At 60.8% G+C, this 7868-nt stretch carries 5 protein-coding genes; 2 read left to right on the forward strand and 3 right to left on the reverse strand.

The features are described 5' to 3' along the window. Nucleotides 1–497: 497 nt before the first annotated feature. From gshA to BI292_RS07575, 3 genes are all read right to left on the reverse strand, one after another. Nucleotides 498–2081, reverse strand: a complete 1584-nt coding sequence (gene gshA, locus BI292_RS07560) for a glutamate--cysteine ligase (protein WP_101207495.1) — start codon at nucleotides 2079–2081, stop codon at nucleotides 498–500. Nucleotides 2082–2397: 316 nt separating this feature from the next. Further along, nucleotides 2398–2781, reverse strand: coding sequence for a PaaI family thioesterase (locus BI292_RS07570; RefSeq protein ID WP_092274967.1), 384 nt, complete (start codon nucleotides 2779–2781; stop codon nucleotides 2398–2400). Then, on the reverse strand, nucleotides 2781–5105 hold the full coding sequence (locus BI292_RS07575; RefSeq protein ID WP_092274964.1) for a Tex family protein: 2325 nt from the start codon (nucleotides 5103–5105) through the stop codon (nucleotides 2781–2783). The genes BI292_RS07570 and BI292_RS07575 overlap by 1 nt, the downstream gene beginning before the upstream one ends. 360 nt (nucleotides 5106–5465) lie before the next feature. Here BI292_RS07575 and ompR point away from each other — a divergent pair, with 360 nt between their 5' ends. Both ompR and BI292_RS07585 read left to right on the forward strand, forming a co-directional pair. Next, a complete protein-coding gene (gene ompR / locus BI292_RS07580; protein WP_092274961.1) occupies nucleotides 5466–6206 on the forward strand; it encodes a two-component system response regulator OmpR in 741 nt (246 codons plus the stop codon). 102 nt (nucleotides 6207–6308) lie between these two features. Then, nucleotides 6309–7622: an ATP-binding protein gene (locus BI292_RS07585; protein WP_092274958.1), complete on the forward strand. Its 1314-nt coding sequence runs from the start codon at nucleotides 6309–6311 to the stop codon at nucleotides 7620–7622. Nucleotides 7623–7868: the final 246 nt, after the last annotated feature.

A 7868-nucleotide genomic window follows, 5' to 3' on the forward strand; every position in this document is an offset into this window, starting at 1 on the left:
CCCCTCACCCCAGCCCTCTCCCCACAGGGGAGAGGGGGAAAGGGGGCAGATCTTCATGCCTTTCAAACCCTGAGTTCGACTCGGTTTTTCAGGTCGATGTATGACGCGAAAGCCCTCGGTCAGTCCCCTCTCCCTCGGAGGAGAGGGAGCCGATCTTCGTGATGTTCAGAACTTGAGTTCGACTCGGTTTTTCAGATCGATGTATGACGCGAAGGCCCTCGGTCAGTCCCCTCTCCCCACGGGGGAGAGGGGAAAGGGAGCCGATCTTCGTGATGTTCAGAACTTGAGTTCGACTCGGGCTTTCAGGTCGATGTATGACGCGAAGGCCCTCGGTCAGCCCCCTATCCCACGGGGGAGAGGGGAAAGGGAGCCGATCTCCATGCTTTTCAATCCCTGAGTTCGACTCGGGCTTTCAGGTCGATGTATGACGTGAGACACCTCGGTCAGTCCCCTCTACCCCTTGGGGAGAGGGTTAGGGTGAGGGGTGGACCTTGAACCTAGTTACTGATCGCCAAAATACTCGCCTGATACGACCCGACAAACACGTCGAAATCGCCGACTTCGTTCTGTTCCAGCTCTGCCTGTTCGGCCAGCGAGGTGCGGGCGCGATCTTCGAACTTGGCCTGCAGTTCAGCGCTCAACGGCTCGCTGCGGAAAAACTCCGCGTGGGCCTGGCTCTGACGCAGCGAGAACTGGGCGAAGCTTTCCTTGTGCTCGGCCATTGCCGCCAGCACTTGGGCGGATGGGGTGCGGGACGGGTCTTTGACCTTCTCCAACTGCACGTCCAGCGCTTTGCTGTGCGCATCGCCGCCGTGGCTCTGGTCGAGCAACGCCGCCAGTGGCGCGATCTCTTCGAGCAGCTCGGCGGCCCATACCTTCATGTCCACCGGTTGCCCGTCGCGCTGCAATTGCAGGCCCGGACGGCGACCTTCCTTGACCACGCTGAGGAAGTTCGAGGTCGCGTTGCCGCAGCTGCCGTTAGTCAGCAACGGGCTGTCATTCAGCGCGCAGAACAGCAAAAACGCATCGAGGAAACGCGATTCAGTCAGGTCGATGCCCATCGGCAGGAACGGGTTGATGTCCAGGCAACGCACTTCGACGTACTGAATGCCGCGCGCCACCAACGCCTGAATCGGCCGTTCGCCGGTGTAAGTCACGCGTTTCGGGCGGATGTTGGAGTAGTACTCGTTTTCGATCTGCAGGATGTTGGTGTTGAGCTGCACCCACTCACCGTCCTTGTGCGTGCCGACTTCAACATACGGCGCGTACGGCGTGGCCACCGCTTTGCGCAGGCTGTCGGTGTAGCTCGCGAGGTCGTTGTAGCAAGGCGTGAGGCCGGCCTGGGCGTTGCTCTGATAACCGAGGTCGCTCATGCGCAGGCTGGTGGCGTACGGCAGATACAAGGTGTCCGGGTCGAGTTGTTCGAGTTGGTGCGAACGCCCGCGCAGGAAACCGGCATCCAGCGCTGGCGAGGCACCGAACAGGTACATCAGCAGCCAGCTGTAGCGACGGAAGTTGCGGATCAGCGCAATGTAGGCGCTCGATTGATAATCGCGGTCGGTGCCGACAAAACCTTCGGATTCCTTGAGCAGCGGCCAGAGCTTTTCCGGCAGGGAAAAGTTGTAGTGAATCCCGGCGATGCACTGCATGGTCTTGCCGTAACGCAGGGCCAGGCCCTTGCGGTAGACGTACTTGAGCTGACCGATGTTGGAGGTGCCGTAATAGGCAATCGGGATGTCTTCCTCGGCCGGCAACGGGCACGGCATCGATGGACTCCACAGGTACTCGTTGCCGAGCTTGCTGTAGGCAAAACGGTGAATGCTGTCGAGGCTCGCCAGGGTGTCTGCCGGGTCGGGCAGGGCCGGGGTGATGAACTCCAGCAGCGATTCGGAATAATCGGTGGTGATCTGTTCGTTGGTCAGCGCGGAACCCAGTTCTTCCGGGTGCGGCGTTTGCGCAAGGCGACCTTCGCTGGTCACGCGCAGGCATTCACGTTCGATGCCGTGAAGGCACTGTTCGAGCAGAGAGAGGTTAGCGCGCTCGCCGAGCATAGCCAGGCGGCGGTTGAGAAGTTCGCTCAAGTTGGATTCCTTCACGCGTCAGTCGCCCCAATATGGGGGTGGGCAAGACGGTCTACAAGGGTGAAGTTAAAACTGGCGTTTTCGCCTGGTTTTTGCAACCGCGCAAGCCATGCCGGTCAGTAAAGAGCTACACCATCCCTGTGGGAGTGACCTGTGGCGAGGGGGCTTGCCCCCGTTGGGCTGCGAAGCAGCCCCAAAATCTCTGAGTTTCCAAGATCCTTGTGAGTGCTACGCACTCAAACGGGGGCAAGCCCCCTTGCCACAGGGTTCCACAGGTTTCGTTGCGCTGAAATTAACTCAAATCGATGACGTCTAGCTACAGGACAGCGAACGTGCCTTGCGCTTTCGCGACCAGTTTGTCGCCCTGCATCACGTCGGCTTCGACCACCAGCGTGCGGCGGCCCGGGTGAATGACCCGCGCCGTGCACAGCACTTCGCCCTCAGCAACGGCGCGAATGTAATTGATCTTGCATTCGATGGTCGCGCTCTGCTGATCAAAGCCGTGGGTGCTGGAACAGGCCAGCCCCATGGCAATGTCGACCAGACTGAACAACGCCCCGCCGTGCAGCTTGCCGCCGCGATTACGCAGCTCCGGCGCCAGTTCCAGGGCGACTTGCGCCACCCCGGTTTCGAGGCTGTGCAAGCGGCACCCGAGCAACTTGAAAAAAGCGCTTTCGGTCAGCCCGGCAGGGATCTCCATCAGCGCTTCTTCAACTGCTTGGCGTTGGCGAACAGCGAAGCCATGGCGTTGTTGGCCGGGGCCGCTGCCGTGGTTTCCTTGCGCGGCGCAGTGTTCTGCGACTGACGCGAAGACGAACCCGGACGCGCACCACGCGCACCGTCAATCTTCTCGCCCGGCGTGTCGCTCATGCGCATCGACAAACCTACGCGTTTGCGCGGGATATCGACTTCCATGACCTTCACTTTGACCACGTCACCGGCCTTCACCGCTTCACGCGGATCCTTGATGAACTTCTCCGAAAGCGCAGAGATGTGCACCAAACCGTCCTGATGCACGCCGATGTCGACGAACGCGCCAAAGTTGGTGACGTTGGTCACCACGCCTTCGAGGATCATCCCCAGTTGCAGGTCCTTGAGGTCTTCGACGCCTTCCTGGAACTCGGCAGTCTTGAACTCCGGACGTGGATCGCGGCCCGGTTTTTCCAGTTCTTGCAGAATGTCGGTAACGGTTGGCAGACCGAAGGTTTCGTCGGTGTATTTCTTCGGGTCGAGGCGCTTGAGGAAACTCGCGTCGCCGATCAGCGAACGAATATCGCGGTCGGTTTCAGCAGCAATACGTTGCACCAGCGGATAGGCTTCCGGGTGAACCGCCGACGAATCCAGCGGGTTGTCGCCGTTCATGACACGCAGGAAACCGGCGGCTTGCTCGAAGGTTTTTTCCCCCAGACGCGCGACTTTTTTCAGCGCCGCGCGAGTCTTGAACGCGCCGTGCTCGTCGCGGTGGCTGACGATGTTCTGCGCCAGCGTCGAGTTGAGCCCGGAGATCCGCGCCAGCAACGCCACGGAAGCGGTGTTGACGTCGACGCCGACGGCGTTCACGCAATCTTCGACCACAGCGTCGAGGCCGCGCGCCAGTTTCAGCTGCGACACGTCGTGCTGGTACTGGCCGACACCGATCGACTTCGGATCAATCTTCACCAGTTCGGCGAGCGGATCCTGCAAGCGACGGGCGATGGACACCGCGCCACGGATCGACACGTCCAGGTCCGGGAATTCCTTGGAGGCCAGTTCGGATGCCGAGTAAACCGATGCGCCGGCCTCGGAGACCATGACTTTGGTCATCTTCATCGCTGGATACTTTTTGATCAGCTCGGCGGCAAGTTTGTCGGTTTCACGGCTTGCGGTGCCGTTGCCGATCGCGATCAAATCCACCGAGTGCTTGGCGCACAGGGCCGCGAGGATCGCGATGGTCTGGTCCCACTTGTTGTGCGGCACGTGCGGGTAAACCGTGGCGTGATCCAGCAGTTTGCCGGTGGAATCGACCACGGCGACTTTGCAACCGGTGCGCAGGCCCGGGTCGAGGCCCAACGTGGCGCGCGGGCCGGCCGGGGCCGACAGCAGCAAGTCGTGCAGGTTGTGCGCAAACACGTTGATCGCTTCGGTCTCGGCGCCATCGCGCAGTTCGCCCAGCAGATCGGTTTCCAAATGCGTGTAAAGCTTCACTTTCCAGGTCCAGCGCACCACTTCGCCGAGCCATTTGTCGGCGGCGCGGTTCTGGTTCTGGATGCCGAATTGCTGGCCGATCATGCCCTCGCACGGGTGCATGGTGCCCGGCAGCTCGTCGCCGACTTTCAGCGCGGAGCTGAGAATGCCTTCGTTGCGGCCACGGAAAATCGCCAGCGCGCGGTGCGATGGCATGCTTTTCAGCGGTTCATCGTGTTCGAAATAGTCGCGGAACTTGGCGCCTTCCTCTTCCTTGCCGGCGATCACGCGGGCGCTCAGCGTGGCTTCCTGCTTGAGGTAGCTGCGCAGTTTGTCGAGCAAACCGGCGTCTTCGGCGAAGCGTTCCATCAGGATGTATTTGGCGCCTTCGAGGGCAGCCTTGACGTCGGCCACGCCTTTTTCGGCGTCGACGAAACGCGCGGCTTCGGCGTCCGGGGTCAGGCTCGGGTCGTTGAACAGGCCGTCGGCCAGCTCGCCGAGGCCGGCTTCCAGGGCAATCTGGCCCTTGGTGCGGCGCTTCTGCTTGTACGGCAGGTACAAGTCTTCGAGGCGGGTCTTGGTGTCGGCCAGTTTGATGTCGCGCTCGAGTTGCGGCGTGAGTTTGCCTTGTTCCTGGATGCTCGCCAGGATGCTGATGCGCCGTTCGTCGAGTTCTCGCAGGTAGCGCAGACGCTCTTCCAGATGACGCAACTGGATGTCATCGAGGCTGCCGGTCACTTCTTTCCGGTAGCGGGCGATGAAGGGCACGGTCGACCCTTCATCGAGTAGCGCGACGGCCGCTTCGACCTGTTGTGGGCGTACACCGAGTTCCTCGGCGATGCGGCTGTTGATGCTGTCCATAAAACCACCTGACAAATTGTGAAAGCAGGCTCGCGGGCGCAGGAATAAAGGCCCGGCGAGTCTGGTTGAGCGGCCTGACCTGCGCCGCTGCCTGGGTCGACAGGCATCCCGTTGACCCGTGAAATCGAACTATTACTGCGCGCGCCGGGAAAATAAAAAGTGGCCGCTGCGCGTAACGATCAAACGTTGCCTGACACAAAACGCCGCGCATTATACCCAGCGTTCCATGATTGCGGGACATTGCGCCCGGCAGGCGCGGAGTCGGTTCTATGGCGGTGAAGGAAAAATCTGCTAACAATGCACACGGTGCGTATAACGACAGCTACGCCATAATGCGCGCCGAGCTAAAAGGAGCATCTAATGAGCAGCACTGCAAACAATGCTGAAGGCGAAAAGATTCTGATTGTTGATGACGATCCAGGGCTGAGCAGCCTGCTGGAACGCTTTTTCGTCAGCAAGGGCTACCGTGCCCGTGCCGTACCGAACACCGAACAGATGGACCGTTTGCTGGCGCGCGAAGTGTTCAATCTGGTCGTTCTCGACCTGATGCTGCCCGGCGAAGACGGTTTGACCGCCTGCCGCCGACTGCGCGGCGCGAACAACCAGATCCCGATCATCATGCTGACCGCCAAGGGCGATGAGCTGAGCCGCATCAAGGGCCTGGAGCTGGGCGCCGACGATTACCTGGCCAAGCCGTTCAACCCGGACGAGCTGATGGCTCGGGTCAAAGCGGTATTGCGCCGTCAGGCCGCGCCGGTGCCGGGTGCGCCGGGCAGCGAAGACGAAAGCGTGACCTTCGGTGACTACGAGCTGTCCCTGGCCACCCGCGAACTCAAGCGCGGCAACGAAGTGCACATGCTCACCACCGGTGAATTTGCGGTACTCAAGGCCTTGGTGATGAACGCGCGTCAGCCACTGACCCGCGACAAGTTGATGAACCTGGCCCGTGGCCGCGAGTGGGATGCGCTGGAGCGTTCCATCGACGTGCAGATTTCGCGTCTGCGCCGGATGATCGAACCTGATCCATCCAAACCGCGTTACATCCAGACCGTTTGGGGCGTGGGCTACGTGTTCGTTCCGGATGGCGCCGCCACCAAGTGATCGGCGATTTGTAGGAGCGGGTTTGCGGATGAAGTTGTCCGCAGACTCGCGATCCGCAATGTGCGAGCATCGCTCGCTCCTGCAAGTGTGTAGCGGTTATTCATGAAAACCCCCGTTTGGTTCCCCCAGAGTTTCTTCTCTCGCACCCTGTGGCTGGTGCTGATCGTCGTGCTGTTCTCCAAGGCATTGACCCTGGTTTATCTGCTGATGAACGAGGACGTGCTGGTGGACCGCCAATACAGCCACGGCGTCGCCCTGACGCTGCGCGCCTATTGGGCCGCCGATGAAGAAAACCGCACGAAAATTGCCGATGCCGCAACGCTGATCCGGGTCGTGGGCGCCGGTGTGCCGGAAGGCGAGCAACACTGGCCGTACAGCGAAATCTATCAGCGGCAGATGCAAGCCGAATTGGGCGCCGACACCGAAGTGCGATTGCGCATGCATTCGCCGCCGGCGCTGTGGGTCCGGGCGCCGAGCCTGGGCGATGGCTGGCTGAAAGTGCCGCTGTACCCGCATCCGTTGCGTGGCCAGAAAATCTGGAACGTACTCGGCTGGTTCCTGGCCATCGGTTTGCTGTCGACCGCGTCGGCGTGGATCTTCGTCAGTCAGCTCAATCAACCGTTGAAACGTCTGGTCTATGCCGCAAGGCAACTCGGCCAGGGCCGCAGTGTACGCCTGCCGATCAGCGACACGCCGAGCGAAATGGCCGAGGTCTATCGCGCCTTCAACCAGATGGCCGAAGACGTCGAGCAGGCCGGTCGCGAGCGTGAATTGATGTTGGCCGGGGTCTCCCACGACTTGCGCACGCCGCTGACCCGGTTGCGTTTGTCGCTGGAATTGATGGGCGATCACAGCGATCTGTCGGACGACATGGTGCGCGACATCGAAGACATGGACGCGATTCTCGACCAGTTCCTCGCGTTCATTCGCGACGGCCGTGACGAGTCGGTGGAAGAGGTCGACCTCAGCGACCTGGTGCGCGAAGTGGCTGCGCCGTACAACCAGAACGAAGAAAAAGTGCGCTTGCGGCTGGAGCCGATCCAGCCGTTCCCGTTGCGCCGGGTGTCGATGAAACGCTTGCTGAACAACCTGATTGGCAACGCCTTGAATCACGCGGGCAGCAGTGTTGAAGTCGCGGCTTTTGTGTCCGGGGATATCAACGCTCCTTACGTGGTGCTGAGCGTGATGGACCGTGGCGCGGGTATCGATCCGTCAGAGCTGGAGGCGATTTTCAACCCGTTTACCCGAGGCGATCGAGCGCGCGGCGGCAAGGGCACAGGTTTAGGCTTGGCGATTGTGAAACGGATTGCGTCGATGCACGGCGGCAACGTTGAACTGCGCAACCGCTCGGGCGGCGGGCTGGAAGCGCGAGTGCGCTTGCCGCTTGGGTTGATGTTGCCTAGGGACGCGGTGTAGTCAAAAGCCACCCCTCACCCCAGCCCTCTCCCCAGAGGGGAGAGGGGGAAAGGGAGCAGATCTCGGTTTTTTTCAAACTTGAGCTCGACTCGATTTTTCAGGTCGATGTAGCTCGAAAGAACACACCGTCAGTCCCCTCTCCCCACAGGGGAGAGGGGGAAAGGGAGCAGATCTCGGTTGTTTTCAAACTTGAGCTCGACTCGATTTTTCAGGTCGATGTAGCTCGAAAGAACACCACCGTCAGTC

The sequence above is a fragment of the Pseudomonas sp. 43NM1 genome (genome assembly GCF_002836905.1).
GTDB lineage: Bacteria > Pseudomonadota > Gammaproteobacteria > Pseudomonadales > Pseudomonadaceae > Aquipseudomonas > Aquipseudomonas prosekii.

Bases quoted from the DNA above. Each gene is read 5' to 3' on its own strand.
- BI292_RS07570 (WP_092274967.1), bottom strand. From the start codon at position 2,781: ATGGAGATCCCTGCCGGGCTGACCGAAAGCGCTTTTTTCAAGTTGCTC.
- BI292_RS07575 (WP_092274964.1), bottom strand. From the start codon at position 5,105: ATGGACAGCATCAACAGCCGCATCGCCGAGGAACTCGGTGTACGCCCA.
- ompR (WP_092274961.1), top strand. From the start codon at position 5,466: ATGAGCAGCACTGCAAACAATGCTGAAGGCGAAAAGATTCTGATTGTT.
- BI292_RS07585 (WP_092274958.1), top strand. From the start codon at position 6,309: ATGAAAACCCCCGTTTGGTTCCCCCAGAGTTTCTTCTCTCGCACCCTG.